12 protein-coding genes and 2 pseudogenes are annotated in these 12735 nt (G+C 58.4%); 13 read left to right on the top strand and 1 reads right to left on the bottom strand.

Translation table 11 applies throughout. The annotated features are described in order from the left end of the window. The first annotated feature begins 92 nt into the window (after window positions 1-92). Window positions 93-1148, top strand: a complete 1056-nt coding sequence (locus tag JCM25414_RS14055; RefSeq protein ID WP_025842044.1) for an NAD(P)-dependent alcohol dehydrogenase — start codon at window positions 93-95, stop codon at window positions 1146-1148. Between the two features lie 46 nt (window positions 1149-1194). Here the strand turns inward: JCM25414_RS14055 and JCM25414_RS14050 are convergent, their stop codons facing one another. After that, complete coding sequence (locus JCM25414_RS14050; RefSeq protein ID WP_025842043.1) at window positions 1195-2010, bottom strand: DeoR/GlpR family DNA-binding transcription regulator; 816 nt, start codon at window positions 2008-2010, stop codon at window positions 1195-1197. Between the two features lie 212 nt (window positions 2011-2222). Here JCM25414_RS14050 and JCM25414_RS20675 point away from each other — a divergent pair, with 212 nt between their 5' ends. From JCM25414_RS20675 to JCM25414_RS26820, 12 genes and pseudogenes are all read left to right on the top strand, one after another. After that, window positions 2223-3467, top strand: a complete 1245-nt coding sequence (locus tag JCM25414_RS20675; protein ID WP_242403612.1) for an FGGY-family carbohydrate kinase — start codon at window positions 2223-2225, stop codon at window positions 3465-3467. Then, a complete protein-coding gene (locus JCM25414_RS25435; RefSeq protein WP_242403611.1) occupies window positions 3467-3832 on the top strand; it encodes an FGGY-family carbohydrate kinase in 366 nt (121 codons plus the stop codon). The genes JCM25414_RS20675 and JCM25414_RS25435 overlap by 1 nt, the downstream gene beginning before the upstream one ends. A 58-nt stretch (window positions 3833-3890) precedes the next feature. Further along, window positions 3891-5582, top strand: a complete 1692-nt coding sequence (locus JCM25414_RS14040) for a glycerol-3-phosphate dehydrogenase/oxidase (RefSeq protein WP_025842042.1) — start codon at window positions 3891-3893, stop codon at window positions 5580-5582. Window positions 5583-5916: 334 nt separating this feature from the next. Then, on the top strand, window positions 5917-6291 hold the full coding sequence (locus JCM25414_RS26835) for a triose-phosphate isomerase (RefSeq protein WP_369346093.1): 375 nt from the start codon (window positions 5917-5919) through the stop codon (window positions 6289-6291). Next, on the top strand, window positions 6186-6557 hold the full coding sequence (locus tag JCM25414_RS26830) for a triose-phosphate isomerase (RefSeq protein ID WP_369346095.1): 372 nt from the start codon (window positions 6186-6188) through the stop codon (window positions 6555-6557). Before JCM25414_RS26835 ends, JCM25414_RS26830 begins: the two co-directional genes overlap by 106 nt. After that, window positions 6481-6678, top strand: a pseudogene (locus JCM25414_RS26825) (triose-phosphate isomerase); the annotation flags it as partial. The gene JCM25414_RS26830 and the pseudogene JCM25414_RS26825, both read left to right, overlap by 77 nt. Further along, entirely contained in the window at window positions 6675-7502 is an 828-nt protein-coding gene (locus JCM25414_RS14025) for a DeoR/GlpR family DNA-binding transcription regulator (protein ID WP_025842040.1), read from the top strand. The pseudogene JCM25414_RS26825 and the gene JCM25414_RS14025, both read left to right, overlap by 4 nt. Window positions 7503-7524: 22 nt before the next feature. Continuing rightward, a complete protein-coding gene (locus tag JCM25414_RS14020) occupies window positions 7525-7992 on the top strand; it encodes an RpiB/LacA/LacB family sugar-phosphate isomerase (RefSeq protein WP_025842039.1) in 468 nt (155 codons plus the stop codon). A gap of 30 nt (window positions 7993-8022) precedes the next feature. Continuing rightward, window positions 8023-8856, top strand: a complete 834-nt coding sequence (locus JCM25414_RS20665; protein WP_242403610.1) for a substrate-binding domain-containing protein — start codon at window positions 8023-8025, stop codon at window positions 8854-8856. 109 nt (window positions 8857-8965) lie between these two features. Beyond that, window positions 8966-10471, top strand: a complete 1506-nt coding sequence (locus tag JCM25414_RS14010; RefSeq protein ID WP_025842038.1) for a sugar ABC transporter ATP-binding protein — start codon at window positions 8966-8968, stop codon at window positions 10469-10471. Then, entirely contained in the window at window positions 10468-11475 is a 1008-nt protein-coding gene (locus JCM25414_RS14005) for an ABC transporter permease (RefSeq protein ID WP_025842037.1), read from the top strand. The genes JCM25414_RS14010 and JCM25414_RS14005 overlap by 4 nt, the downstream gene beginning before the upstream one ends. A gap of 140 nt (window positions 11476-11615) precedes the next feature. Next, a pseudogene (locus JCM25414_RS26820) lies at window positions 11616-12735 on the top strand (dihydroxyacetone kinase subunit DhaK); the annotation flags it as partial.

The following is a 12735-nucleotide window of genomic DNA, read 5'->3' as shown; positions in this document are numbered from 1 at the left end:
CTCGATATGTTACGGAATGCGCAGGCGTATGCCCTACGGGGCAGAAGCGCCGTTTTCCGTAATCTTCAGAATAACGAAACCGGAGAGAGCCCATGCTGTCCTGCATAGGATATGGCGCACAGAAAGCGTCCGACCGTCTCGCCCCCTTCAAGTTCGACCGTCGCGATACGGGGCCTGAAGATGTGCGCATCGACATTCTCTATTGCGGTGTCTGTCACTCGGACATTCATCAGGCGCGCAATGAATGGCACAATACTGTCTATCCTTGCGTCCCCGGGCATGAAATCGTCGGTCGCGTAAGCGAAGTCGGCGCGTCCGTCACGAAGTTCAAGGTAGGCGATCTCGCTGGCGTCGGCTGCATGGTCGATTCCTGTCGCGAGTGCCCAAGCTGCCAAGAAGGCCTTGAGCAATACTGCGAAAACGGTTTTGTAGGCACCTATAATGGCGAAGATCGCCAAGGTCGTGGAAATACCTATGGCGGCTACTCCAAGGCCGTCGTGGTTGATCAGGCCTTCGTGCTGAAAGTGCCCGAGAACCTCGATCTCGCTGCCGTCGCTCCGCTGCTTTGTGCGGGCATCACCACTTACTCGCCGCTACGCCATTGGAAAGTCGGTCCGGGCCAGCGTGTCGGTGTGGTCGGTCTGGGCGGTCTGGGCCATATGGCTGTCAAGTTTGCGCGTGCTTTCGGCGCCCATGTGGTGCTGTTTACAACGTCGCAGAGCAAGGTCGAAGACGGTCTGCGTCTCGGCGCGCATGAAGTCGTGCTGTCGAAGGATCCTGAAGCCATGGCGAAGGAGACCGCGAGCTTCGACTTCATTCTTGACGCGGTGGCGGCCGATCATGACATCAATGTCTACCTCAACCTGCTCAAGCGTGAAGGCACATTGGTTCAGGTCGGCGCCCCTGAAAAGCCGCTGCCAGTTGCGGTATTCAGTCTGATCATGAAGCGTCGCAGCTTCGCCGGTTCGCTGATCGGTGGCATCGCCGAGACGCAGGAGATGCTCGATTTCTGCGGTGAGCATGGCATCACTTCCGATATCGAGATGATCGCCATGGACGAGATCGAAACGGCCTATTCACGCATGATGAAGTCTGACGTGAAATATCGCTTCGTAATTGATATGGCGACGCTCGAAAACGCCGCCTGATCGCGGACTGAGTCTTTACACCCCTGCGCCAGGCAGGGGTGTGAACTCAGCAGATCTCGATCGGAACACCCGCTGTTTCAAGTTCGGACAGCGTCTCGGGCTTGATGTGGCTATCGGTCAGGATACGCGTGAATTCAGACAGGGAGGTGAGGCGATGCAGCCCGCCCTGTCTGAATTTCGTGCTATCGACCAGCAGAACACTGTCATCGGCGATAGCCATGAGCGCCCTCTTGACCTTCACCACATCCTGATCGTTCTGAAACGCCGTGTCACCCGAAATCACCGAGGTGGACATGAACATGACATTCGCGCGCAACGACCGTGCGGCCTGCTCGCAAACCAGCCCGAAAAACGCATTGCGCGAATTGCTGTAATCACCCCCAAGGCAGATGATCTTGATTCCGGGGAAGGGGGCCAGCGCCTGGACCACGCCCACTGCATTGGTGATAACGGTAAGAGGCGCACGCGCAGGCAGTAGCGGCAGCATTTCGGCCACGGTGGTGGAATCATCGAGGATGATGACTTGGCCTGGCTCTATCATCGAGACCGCACGCTGGATGATTGTTTTCTTCAGATTAGCTGCGCGATGCTGACGATAGGCAACGTTCTTTTCCGTACGTGCGCGGTTCTTGAGCGTGATACCGCCATGAATCTTGTCAATCAGTCCCTGGCTGGCCAGCGCATGAGCATCGCGATGAATCGTCATCCGGCTTACATCGAAATGCTCGGCCAGAAATTCGATGCTGGCATTACCCTGCTCGAACAGCAGATCAAGAATCTGCTGCTGACGCGACTTGAGATTCTGACGTTTGATCCCCGAGAAACCATCCAGGGAGGGCGCTGACTTGATGTCATCACTCATGGTCTGAAACTGCCTTTGACAGATGTGCTTGCTTTTATTGAGACCAAGCGTACCAGAAAATAAGATAACAAAAATATCACAAATATCTCATCCTCACAAGCCACTCTTCCCAGATTTCGGTCATGAACCCGATGTAATCCAACGCATCTCCTCGCAATCAGTTCGTGACAGCTTGAACTCGTATATATCACATATCGCACCGTTTTGTGATTTTGATCACATTTAGTCTCTCTTTAGAACATGAAACAGCGTTATCGAGCTACTGGAACGAAGAGGCGATCATGGGTGCAGGCTATGTCATGGGCGTCGATTGCGGCTCAACCACAGCGAAATCCGTCATCTTCGCACCGAATGGGCGCATTGTCGGTATCGGACAGGCTCGCGTTCCCCAGATCACCCAGACACCGCGTCAGGTAGAGCGCGACATGAAAGAATGCTGGCGCCTTGTTGCCGAAACGATCCGTGAGGCGCTCGCTGATGCCGGATGTAGCGGTTCGGATATTGCCGGTATTGGCGTCACCGCCCATGGCGACGGTGTTTTTCTGCTCGACCGCGAGGCCCAACCGCTTGGAAGGGGCGTCATGTCTCTCGATAGCCGTGCCTTCGGCGTGCATGAGGGCTGGAAGGAGGCCGGTCTTCTCGACCACCTCATGCCAATAGCCGGCCAAAGACCTTATCCCTATTCCGCAACGACATTGCTCGCCTGGATCAAGCGTTTCGAACCGGAGCGCTACGATGCAATCGGCACGGTCTTTTTCGCAAAAGACTGGCTCCGGTTCTGCCTCACAGGCAAGATCGCGACAGATCTGACAGAAGCCAGCACGGCTTTTACCGATCTCCACACCCAGAGCTATAGCCAGAAGATCCTGCAGACACTCGATTTGCAGGAAATCACGAACGCCCTTCCTTCGATGCTGAACTCGTGCGACCGGGCAGGCCATGTGAGCGCAGAAGCCGCGCTCATGACCGGTCTGCTTGAGGGTACGCCGGTTTCTGCCGGGCTGCACGATGTCATCGCGGCCTCCGTCGGGCTGGGTCAGGTGCGGGCGGGCGATATGACTGTTACGGCGGGTACGTTCTCGATCAATGAGGTGCTGCGCGACCGCCCGGTAATCGGCGCGGAATGGGCCTGTCGCGCCGGGTATCGAACAGGCCTGTGGAACTGTATGGCCATCTCCCCGGCCTCGGCGAGCAATCTGGAATGGATGGCGCGCTATATCGCGCCCGAAGACCCTGAAGCCGCCGCCCGTCTTATCGAAGCCTCGATCGCCAAATTCGAGCGGGGCCGCGTCGAGAGACAGATCCCGCTTTATCACCCCTATCTGTTCGGATCTCCTTTCGAGACACCTGCGACCGCGTCGTTTCTCGGGGTGCAATCATGGCATGACCGCGCCGATCTGTTTCAGGCGATGATTGAGGCACGATTTTCAACCATCGCCATCATGTGGAAGATCTGATGCGTACGGGTCCCGTCAACAGCATCGGCGTTTCTGGCGGAGGCAGCCGCCGCCCCGAAATCGGACAGCTTTTCGCCGATATCTTCGGCAGGCCTGTCATGACCTCGCCAGTGCGCGAGGCGGGTGCGCTCGGGGCCGCTCTGACGGCCAGCGTTGCCTGCGGCATTCATCCGACGCTGGAAGATGCCGTTGCGGGGCTCGATATGCATCCCAGACCCTTCGCCCCTGAACCCGCGCTCTCGCGCTACTACGATGCAGTTTACGAACGCTACACGACGATAGCTCGGGTTCTCGAGCCTTTCTGGCCGTCACTGCACGGCACTCCCGCCCCGCATGACGCACTGGCAGGCGAGGCGACGGGCTGACCACTCGTCCAGCCGACCGAAACCCGTTTCAGCACCTTTTCACAGACCGAGATACTTCATGACCCACTCCGCAACACAACTCGATTCCGCCCATTTCGATGTCACAATCATCGGGGCGGGCATAAACGGTGTGGGCCTGTTCCGGGAACTGGCGCTTCAAGGGCTCAATGTGCTGCTGATAGACAAGGGCGATATCTGCACCGGGGCATCCGCGGCCCCGTCACGACTCATCCATGGCGGCATAAAATATCTCGAGACCGGCGAATTTCGCCTCGTCGCGCAATCCACTCTCGAACGCAATCTGCTGCTGCGCAACGCGCCGCATCTGGTCAAACCTCTGCCGACGATCATCCCGATCCATTCCTGGCTCGGAGGGATACTGCCCTCTATCAAACGGTTTTGCGGTCTGAAGACCAGGCTCGCCGATCGGGGGGTGGCCATCACCGAAGCTGGCATGCAGATCTATGATTATCTTGGGCGGCGTGCCCGCATGATGCCCCGCCACAGGCTTTCTTTCGGGCGCAGCGTCCGGCGCGACTGGCCGCATATGACACGCAAGGTTATTGCCACCGGGCGGTATTACGACGCAGCGATAACACAACCTGAAAGACTTGGGTTTGAGTGCGTCGAGGATGCGCTTCGCCTGTCTCTGGGTTGCGCTGTGAAAACCTATACCAGGGTCACGTCGTTTCATGAGGGCGCTCTGACTCTGCGCGACGGCCAGACCGGAGAAATCGAGCACATCCAGACAGATCTGATCGTCAATGCCGGCGGCGCATGGATTGACCGGGTCAATGCCGAGATCGGCCTCTCCACACGCTATATCGGAGGCACGAAAGGCTCGCATCTGGTCATTCGTCACCCCGCGCTTCTGCGCGAGCTCAACGGACAGATGGTCTATTTCGGTACGCCAGATGGGCGTATCTGCCTGGCCTATCCGTTCATGAACCATATACTCGTCGGCTCTACCGATATCCCGGTACAGGATGCCGACAGGGCGGTCTGCACACAGGACGAGCAGTCCTACATGCTGGCCATGCTGCAGGAGCTGTTTCCCGGTTTCCGCTTCAGCGATAGCGACGTCGTTTATCGCTATTGTGGGGTGCGGCCACTACCGGCCAGCCGTGCGGACGATCCCGGCGAGATCAGCCGTGACCACATCATTCATACCGATTACGCTGGCACCACACCTGTTCTGTCTCTGGTGGGCGGCAAATGGACCACATTTCGCGGTCTGGCGGAGGAAAGCGCGGACAAGGTGCTGGGGCTCTTGCACCGCAAACGTGTCGCCTCTTCCCGCGAGAGGGCAATCGGGGGCGGGGCGGGTTATCCGGGGCAGAAAGCCCGCAATGCCTATGTGCAACACCTCGCCCGGTCGCATGACCTCCCTATAATGCGTGCGGCACAGTTATTCGAACGCTATGGCACGACCGCAAACCGGGTAGCCGCATTCTGCGCCCAAACGCCGGATCACCCACTCGATACGCTCGCCAGCTACACGAAAAACGAAATTCTCTACGTCGCGAAGGAAGAACTCGTGCGAAAGGCCGCCGATCTTCTGTTCCGACGCACGACCATCGCGCTTTCCGGCGCCTTGAGCCGTGAACTGGTCGAAGAGATTTGCGCGATCATGACAGAAGCCCTTGGCTGGACAGAGGCAACCTGCACATCCGAGATCGATGCCAGCTGGAAGATTGCCGTCGAGCAGCACGGCGTTATCAATACTTCTGCCCAATATGCGGCCGACTGAAGAGCGCAGGCGGAGCCTCACGGCGAAACATGACGAGGGAACATTTTTTTTGCGCGGCCATCAGGCCTCTCTGCTCGCTTTGGTTGCCAGAGGCAGGACCGTCGAGGTCACCGCAATGAATCACAAAATCAATGATCGCCCGATAACAAAAATGATCAATTGCTATTTCGTTGATATAGCTAATTTTTACTCAAATCTTCGCGTTAAACTCATTCTAAATCATATCAATGTGAACGCCCTTGATGATATTTTCTCTACCGATATGTTAGATAAATTCCTATCTTAACATCACGACGTTACATTGCTCGTCACTGCGTCACGGAGAGAGAACACGATGCCCTTAAAGTCGCTCTGGATCGGAACAAGCTGGAAGATGAACAAGGGGCCAGCCGCCGCCCGTGATGCGGCCGAGCAGATCGCTTCCATGGCCGTACCCTCTTCCGTGACCCCCTTTGTCATTCCACCCTTCACTTCGCTCGAAACGGTCGCCTCGCGTCTTGCTGATACGCGGTGGCATGTTGGCGCCCAGAACATGCATTGGGAAGATGAAGCGCCTGGACCGGCGAGATCTCGCCTCATATGGTGCGTGAATGTGGAGCCGATATCATTGAGCTCGGCCATTCAGAGCGTCGTGAGCATTTCGGCGAGACGGACATTACCGTCAATCTCAAGGTCAAGGCCGCCATACGCCACGCCCTGCGCCCGCTGATCTGCATTGGCGACAGCGCGGAGGAATATGAATTCGGCGTGACGCATGAGACGCTCGCCCGCCAGACGAAGATGGCGCTTCACGGGCTGACCCCGGCCCAGATCGAAACCGTATTGCTGGCTTACGAACGTCTGGGCGATCGGAGCGAAGGGCAGGGCTGCCGAGCCCGATTTCGTCGGGACGGCTCACACCCGCCTGCGCCATGTCCTGGCCGAACTGGTCGGCCAAGCGACGGCTCGTCGCGTGCCGATCCTTTATGGCGGTAGCGTTTCTCTAGACAACGCGGCGCGCTACACCGCGCTCACAGATGTCGATGGGGTGTTCATCGGTCGCTCGGCCTGGGACCCGTCGGGTCTTGCCGCCATCATCCAGTCGGTTGTGTCATGAGCGGCGCAACCGGCGTAGAAAGCAAGGCCGTCTCGGCCAGACGCCGCGAAATACTCGATTACGTGCTCGAAAATGGCGGCGCCCAGATCGAGGAACTCGTCGAGCGTTTCTCGACAAGCCGCATGACGATACATCGCGATCTCCACGCGCTGTCCGAACAGGGTCTGGTGCGCAAGGTTCATGGCGGCGTGACCATGCTGGCCAGCGGCGTGATGGAAACGAGCGTCGTCCACCGCATGCGTCGCGCCTCGCGTGAGAAACAGGCTATCGCCCGCGTAGCGACGAGCTTCATCAAGGCGGGCGATATCATCGCCCTCGATGATTCCACAACCTCGCGCATCCTCTCGGAAAACCTGCCATCGGGCATGCCCTTGACCGTGCTGACCAACAGCATGGGCATCGCAACCCAACTCGCCGGGGCGCGCGATATCAGCCTCATCTGCCTCGGTGGCAAATATCATCCGCGTTTCGACGCGTTTCTCGGCATTCTATGCGAACAGGGTACGAAATCGCTCAGGGCGAACACGCTATTCATGTCCGTTTCCGCAGTGCGCGATCTTGGCGCCTATCATCAGGAACAGGAAATCGTGAAGTGCAAGATGGCGCTCATGGAGATTGTCGATCGGCGCATACTGATGATCGACAGCCAGAAATTCGATGTGACAGCCCTTAACCGACTGGCCAATCTGTCTGATTTCGACGTCGTGATCACCGATTCGGGCGTTTCCGAAAACCAGAAGAACCGCATGCTCGATGCGGGCATCAACCTGCATGTCGCCCCGCTTGGCGACATGGCGCCCGCTTCGCATACCGCTCCTCTCTAGAACACCATAAAGGAAGACAATCATGAAAATTGCAGTTGGTGGCGATAGCGCCGGTGAAGGTCTCGCCCAGCAGATCGTGGCGCATCTCAAGGCCAAAGGGCTCGATGCGGTCGATCTTTCACGCCCCGTCGATGAAAAGAGCGAACTCTATTCCGAACTGAGCGAGCGCGTCGGCCACGCCATTCTTTCCGGCGAGTACGAGCGTGGCATTCTGTGCTGCGGCACGGGCATTGGCGTTGCGATTTCGGCCAACAAGATCCCCGGCATTCGTGCAGCGCAGGTGCATGACAGCTATTCGGCAGAACGTGCCGCACTTTCAAATGATGCCCATATCATCACACTTGGTGCGCGCGTCGTCGGGGCAGAACTCGCCAAGACCATCGTCGACTCTTTCCTCGCCAAGAAATTCGACCCGGCCAGTGCTTCCGCGCGCAATGTCGACGGCATAAACGCGCTCGATCGCAAATATTCACCCAATTCCTGCAAATAACGGGCTAACGCGACCATAAGGTCTGATCTCATGAAAAAAGCACTGCTCGCTACCGCAACCCTGCTCTTCGCCCCGCTCGCCGCCCACGCGGCAGCGGAAAATGCGCCGATGCGGTTTGTCATGATACCGAAAGCCGTCCATCCCTGGTTCGACAAGGCCAATAATGGCGCGCAAGCCGCTGCCGCCCTCCTGAGCAAGGCCACGGGACGCGCCATCACGGTCGAATATCGCGCGCCGCAAACCGCTGATGTCTCGACCCAGAATGACATCATCGAACGCGCTATTGCGACGCATCCTGATGGTCTGATCCTCGACCTTCTCGATGAGAAAGGAAACCGGTCGACCATGCAGGAAGCGATCGACGAACACATCCCGATGACGGTTTTCGACTCCCTGCCTCCCGAGGGCATGGAGATCACGGCGGTCGGTGCCGATTTCTGCGAACAGGGCACCCTGGCGGCGGAACGGCTTGCCAGGCTCGTCGATCACAAGGGTGAGGTCGCCGTCATGATGGGCGTGCCCACTGCGCCCAATCACGCCCTTCGGGCGCGTTGCGAATTGAAGGTCTTTGCCAAATATCCCGACATCAAGGTCGTGGCGACGGGCATCGATAATGACAGCATCGAGACGGCACAGAAACAGGCCTCTGCCATCATGCAGGCACACCCCAATCTCGCAGGCTGGGTCGCCTGCGACGCGGCAGGCCCTGTGGGCATCGGTCAGGCCATTCGCGAGAGCGACAAGATCGGCAAGGTGCAGGAAGTCGGTCTGGATAATCTGAACGACATGCTTCAGCTCATAAAGGACGGCGTCGTGGATTCCTCGGCCTCCAGCGTCCTGAAATGCAGGGCTACTGGGCCGTGATGGCTGCCTGGCAGAAGGCGCTCGGTCAGAAGACGCCCAAGAACATCGATACGGGCATCGATATCATCACCAAATCATCGCTCTCCAGATAGACGATGGGGAGGGGGCTATGGTCCTTCTTGAAGCGTCGGGCATACGAAAGACCTATCCAGGGGTCGTGGCCCTCGATCATATCGACCTCACACTCGAAGCCGGCAAGGTGCACATCCTTGCCGGTGAGAATGGGGCGGGTAAATCAACCCTGATCAAGACCCTTGCCGGTCTGGTCAAGCCCGATGAGGGCACACTCGTCATTGATGATGAGAATGCGCTGCGTGACCACAAGCTGTTCAGGCGCGTGGCCTATGTGCCTCAGGAACTCAATCTGTTTCCGTATCTGACCGTCGCCGAAAACATGTTCATGCCCTTTGCCCGCTCGGGCTTCGGCCGGATCACGGTGTCGGAAAAGGCAATGGAGCAAAAGGCGGAGAGCTTCATCGCCCGGTTCGGTATCCATGCCCGGCCGAACCAGAAAATTGCCGAAATCAGTGTGCCGGATCAGCAGCTTCTGCAGATTGCCCGCGCGGCAACACAGGAGAATTTCGGGGTCATGATTCTGGACGAACCGACCTCATCTCTCACGGCCAGGGAAACCGAACGGCTTTTTCGCATCGTCAACGATTTGCGAGCCCAGGGCGTCGCCATTGTTTTCGTTTCCCACAAGATGGAAGAGATTTTCACCCTGGGCGATACGGTGACAGTTCTGCGGAACGGGCGCAGCGTTGGCAGCTTCGCGATGGAGGGCATGACCGAAGGCGAGTTGATCCGCCTCATGTCAGGCAGCACCGTCAAGCTGGACGAGCAATTCCAGCCCGCACCCTCTTCGCGCACCGGCGAGACCATTCTCTCCGTAGAGCATCTGACCGGGCCAGGCTTTGAGAACATTTCCTTCGAACTGAAGCGCGGCGAAATTCTGGGCTTTGCGGGGCTGGTCGGGGCAGGGCGCTCTGAAATCATGCAGGCCATGTTCGGCTTCCGCAAAGTCCAGAGCGGACATGTTGTGCTGGACGGCAAGCTGATCGCCCCGAACCGGCCTGACAAGGCCGTGCGGTCTGGCATGGTCTATCTTTCGGAAGAACGAAAACATCACGGCATTTTTCCAATGCTGAGCGTGCGCGAAAATATCTCGCTCGCCGTTACCAGGAACATTGCGAAAGCGGGGGTCATTTCTCCTCGCCGCGAAAATGCGCTGGTCCGTGAAATCATCGCACAATTCGATCTGCGTACGTCGTCGCCTGCCAAGAAGATCATGTTTCTCTCGGGTGGCAATCAGCAAAAAGCCATTATCGGTCGCGCAATGGCGCTCAAGCCGCGCCTGCTAATCTTTGACGAGCCGACAAAAGGCATCGATATCGGCACCAAATTCCAGATCTATCGCATCATGCAGCGCCTCGCCGAGGAGGGGATCGGGATCATTCTCGTCTCTTCCGAGATGAGCGAACTTCAGCGCTGTGCGACACGCATCGTCACGCTCTATTCGGGCCGGATCAACGGCTCATTCGACCATGAAACGACCGAAATCAGCACATTGGTCGCCTCGATCATCGGCTCACCGGAGACAAGCCATGTCGCATGACACGCCTGCGCCGCATGATGGCGCTGCCGCACTTCCACAACCGACCACGCGCGCACGCCTCAAGTCGGTGGCGTCCAATCCCCTTTTCGGTGGTGATCGCTCTCATTGTCATTTTCGTTCTTTCAAGCACGCTGTCATCGAATTTTCTGACCGCGTTCAACATGAAGATCATCGCGCGCTCGCTGGCCTTTGTCGGACTGGTGACAATCGGTCAGTCCATTCTGATGATCCTGGGCGAACTCGATCTGTCTGTCGGTGCCATAGGCGGGCTCGCGGGGGTGGCGGGCGGCATCTTCATGGTCCAGGCCGGGCTCGATCCATGGCTCTCTCTGGTGCTCTGCCTCGCCCTCGGTACAGGCTGCGGGCTGCTGAACGGCCTGCTGATTACGAAACTCAGGCTGCACTCGCTCGTGCTGACAATCGGCATGGCAGGCGTCTACGGCGGCGCCAATCTGGTACTCACGAAGGGCGTCGCCATTACAGGCATTCCTGGCAGTATCTCGTTTCTGGGGCGCGGCATGGTGTTCGGCATGCCTGTGCCATTCGTGATCCTGCTTCTCTGCCTGGCGCTTGTCTCTTTCGTCATGATCCGCACACCGCTCGGTCGCTACATCTATGCGATTGGCAGCAATAACGCTGCCGCACGCATGCTGGGCATCAGGGTCGACGCCATCAGGGTCTGCGCCTTCGCAGCAGCCGGTTTTCTCTCGGCACTAGCCGGCATTCTGATGGTCGCGCGTCTGGGCACGGCTCAACCCTCGATCGGCGATACTTGGGTGCTTGCCCCGATTGCGGCGGCGGTCATCGGTGGCGTAGCCACGACCGGCGGTCTGGGCAGCCCGTTCGGTGCCGTGCTCGGCGCTGTGATTATCGGCATTATCGAGAATGTCATCGTGCTGTTTGGCATTTCGCCCTACTGGCAGTCGATTGTCAGTGGCGGAATCGTGGTTGTCGCGATCTCTTTCGACGCGCTCGCCCGGCGCTATTTCAACCGGGAATCCTGAAAATTTTCCTGTCTTTCCATTCTTCTGCCTACCCGTAACGAGGATCACTATCCCATGACCAAAATCTGTGGCGACGCGAGAATTTCGCAACATCCGCACTGCGCGGCTTTGCGAGCATCTATCGCGATATCGTCCAGCCCGTGCGTGGTGGCGTGACGAGAACCAAGCCAGGCAAACAGGGCAAGGTGACTCTCGTGGTCGGCGGTGGCTCGGGGCATTTTCCGGCATTCAATGGCTATGTCGGCGAGGGCTTTGCCGATGCAGCCGTTGCAGGGGACATTTTTGCCTCGCCTTCAACGCAGGCCATTCTGCGTATCGCCCGTGAGGCCCATCTCGGGGGAGGCGTCATACTGGGCTATGGCAATTATGCTGGCGATGTTCTGAATTTCAGCATTGCTGCCGAGCGTTTGCGCGCGGAAGGCATCGACACGCGCATGATTGCCACCACAGATGATATTGCAAGTGCTCCAGCCGGCGAAGAGGCTCGCAGACGCGGCACAGCCGGGGATCTGCCCGTATTCAAAATTATCGGCGCAGCAGCCGAAGCCGGGCTGAGCCTCGACGAAGTCGAGGTGATCGGGCGTCGTGCCAACGCCCGGACGCGCTCGTTCGGCGTCGCCTTTGATGGTTGCACGCTCCCGGGAGAACGAGAAAAGCTGTTCCATGTCCCGAAAGGCGTCTTGCACTCGGGCTCGGGGTCCATGGCGAGCAGGGCATCGACGAACTCGATCTGATGCGCCCTTGCGAGCTGGCCGCCATTCTGTGCGATCGTCTGCTCAAGGAAGCCCCGGTCAATGCGGGGTCGCGCATTACCGCTCTGCTGAACGGGCTCGGCAGCACGAAATACGAAGAGCTTTTCGTGTTATGGGAGGCGATCATCCCCCATCTTGAAAATGCGGGCTATACAGTCATCGCCCCACTGGCAGGGGAATATATCACGAGCCTCGACATGGCAGGATGCTCTCTGACGCTCACCTGGCTGGATGAAGAACTCGAGACGCTGTGGCGCGCGCCTGTCGATAGTGCTGCCCTGAGGCGGGATGAAATGACAGGCGGCTATCGCGACTCCCTTCCCGTGCTGACAGAAGCCCCTGCCGTTTACATGAAGTCGCTCACCGAAGCGGGCAGGCAGGGCGGGCGTTGCGTTGCCTCGGCGATGATCAAACTCTCGACAGCTCTGACCGAGGCCGAGCCCGCGCTCGGTCAGATCGATGCCCATGCGGGTGACGGCGATCACGGCCAGGGCATGGCACGCGTGCC

The sequence above is a fragment of the Asaia platycodi JCM 25414 genome, assembly GCF_000614545.1.
GTDB classification, from domain to species: Bacteria; Pseudomonadota; Alphaproteobacteria; order Acetobacterales; family Acetobacteraceae; genus Asaia; species Asaia platycodi.
The sequence above is the reverse complement of the archived record's forward strand: the minus strand, read 5'-3'. Positions and strand labels throughout refer to the sequence as shown.

Coding starts and splice junctions, on each gene's coding strand:
- JCM25414_RS25435 (WP_242403611.1), top strand. CDS start 3,467: ATGCGTACGGGTCCCGTCAACAGCATCGGCGTTTCTGGCGGAGGCAGC.
- JCM25414_RS14055 (WP_025842044.1), top strand. CDS start 93: ATGCTGTCCTGCATAGGATATGGCGCACAGAAAGCGTCCGACCGTCTC.
- JCM25414_RS20665 (WP_242403610.1), top strand. CDS start 8,023: ATGAAAAAAGCACTGCTCGCTACCGCAACCCTGCTCTTCGCCCCGCTC.
- JCM25414_RS26835 (WP_369346093.1), top strand. CDS start 5,917: ATGCCCTTAAAGTCGCTCTGGATCGGAACAAGCTGGAAGATGAACAAG.
- JCM25414_RS14050 (WP_025842043.1), bottom strand. CDS start 2,010: ATGAGTGATGACATCAAGTCAGCGCCCTCCCTGGATGGTTTCTCGGGG.
- JCM25414_RS14040 (WP_025842042.1), top strand. CDS start 3,891: ATGACCCACTCCGCAACACAACTCGATTCCGCCCATTTCGATGTCACA.
- JCM25414_RS14025 (WP_025842040.1), top strand. CDS start 6,675: ATGAGCGGCGCAACCGGCGTAGAAAGCAAGGCCGTCTCGGCCAGACGC.
- JCM25414_RS14005 (WP_025842037.1), top strand. CDS start 10,468: ATGACACGCCTGCGCCGCATGATGGCGCTGCCGCACTTCCACAACCGA.
- JCM25414_RS14010 (WP_025842038.1), top strand. CDS start 8,966: ATGGTCCTTCTTGAAGCGTCGGGCATACGAAAGACCTATCCAGGGGTC.
- JCM25414_RS14020 (WP_025842039.1), top strand. CDS start 7,525: ATGAAAATTGCAGTTGGTGGCGATAGCGCCGGTGAAGGTCTCGCCCAG.